The organism is Mesorhizobium sp., assembly GCF_004962925.1.
In the GTDB taxonomy this organism is placed as follows: Bacteria; Pseudomonadota; Alphaproteobacteria; order Rhizobiales; family Rhizobiaceae; genus Mesorhizobium.
In genome coordinates, this window is the sequence record NZ_SUEO01000147.1 from 14591 (window position 1) to 16188 (window position 1598).

Here is a 1598-nt window from a genome sequence, read left to right on the forward strand (position 1 = left end):
GAGCCGGTCGCGATCACCACCGTCTCGGCGCGGACCACCTGCATCCCGGTCTCGGTCTGGACTTCGACGGTCTTGCCGTCACGGAATTTCGCCCAGCCGTGCACGGTCTTGACCCCGGCCTTCTTGAGCAGCCCGGCGACGCCACTGTTCAGCCGGCTAACAATACCGTCCTTCCAGGCGATGGTGGCTTCGAGATCAATGGAAGGTGCTGCGATTGAAATGCCGAGCGGGCTTCTGCCGCTCGCCATGTGGGAGATTTTCTCGAACTCGTCGGCCGCATGGATCAGCGCCTTGGACGGAATGCAGCCGACATTGAGACAAGTGCCGCCCGGTTTGCCGAACTCGACGACAACCGTGTCGATGCCGAGCTGGCCGGCGCGGATGGCACAGACATAGCCGCCAGGCCCGGCGCCGATGACGAGCAGCTTGCAGGAGATTTCTTTCATGTCGACATGCTCTTTTTGGCGAAGAAAGGCCCCCTCATCCGGCCGCTTCGCGGCCACCTTCTCCCCACCGGGGAGAAGAGGCTGGCGCCGGCGCTGGAGACCTCCTCTCCCCTCGGGGAGAGGGTGGCCGTAGCGAAGCGGAGGCCGGGTGAGGGGGCCTTTGCGACCGTTCTCATCTCATCAATCCACGAAAATCAGCGCCGGGGTCTCCAGCAGCGTCTTGATCCGTTGAATAAACACCGCGGCATCCCAGCCGTCGATGACGCGGTGGTCGAAGCTGGAGGACAGGTTCATCATCTTGCGCGGAATGAACTGTGTGCCGTCCCATACCGGCCGCATCATCATCTTGTTGACGCCGAGGATCGCCACTTCCGGGTGATTGATGACCGGCGTCGTCGCGACGCCGCCCATGGCGCCGAGCGAGGTGATGGTGATGGTCGATCCCGAGAGTTCGTCGCGCGTCGCTGCGCCGGATCTGGCCGCCTCGGCCAGCCTGATAACCTCGGCGGCGCAGTCCCAGATGTCGCGCGCCTCGGCGTGCTTGACCACCGGCACCACCAGCCCCGAAGGCGTCTGCGCGGCAATACCGATATGGACGCCGCCATGCTGGTGGATGATGCCGGCCTCGTCATCGAACAGCGCGTTGAGGTTCGGCTGGGCGGCGATCGCCTTGACCATCGCCCGCATCAGGAACGGCAGCAGCGTCAGCTTCGACCTCTCTGCACCCGCGCGCTTCTCCTTGTTGAGCGCCGCGCGCAAATCCTCGAGCGCCGTAACGTCGATCTCCTCGACATAGGTGATGTGCGGGATGCGCGACTTGGCCAGCGCCATCTTCTCGGCGATCTTGCGCCTGAGCCCGATGATCTTGATGTCCTCGACCGTCTCGTTGCGAGCGAGGCCGGATATTTTCGCGACCTGCGGTCCGCGCGCCAGGAACGCCTCGATGTCCTCGTGCTGGATGCGGCCGGCCGGGCCGCTGCCGGCGACCTGACGGAGATCGATGCCGGCCTCCTTTGCTCTCAGGCGAATGGCAGGCGAGGCCAGCGGCTTCTCGCCTTCAGGACGCGGCGCGCTGGAGGCGGCCGCAGTATCCCCACCCCTAACCCCTCCCCACAAGGGGGAGGGGGATTCCGTCGCCGTTTCACCTTCAAT

Annotated in this window: 2 protein-coding genes; both read right to left on the reverse strand. The window is 64.9% G+C overall.

Translation table 11 applies throughout. The features are described 5' to 3' along the window. Positions 1-446, reverse strand: a 446-nt coding sequence (locus E5W87_RS24545; protein ID WP_292403428.1) for an FAD-dependent oxidoreductase, incomplete at its 3' end; no start/stop codon positions are given. Positions 447-626: 180 nt separating this feature from the next. Further along, positions 627-1598, reverse strand: a 972-nt coding sequence (locus E5W87_RS24550) for a dihydrolipoamide acetyltransferase family protein (protein ID WP_292403420.1), incomplete at its 5' end; no start/stop codon positions are given.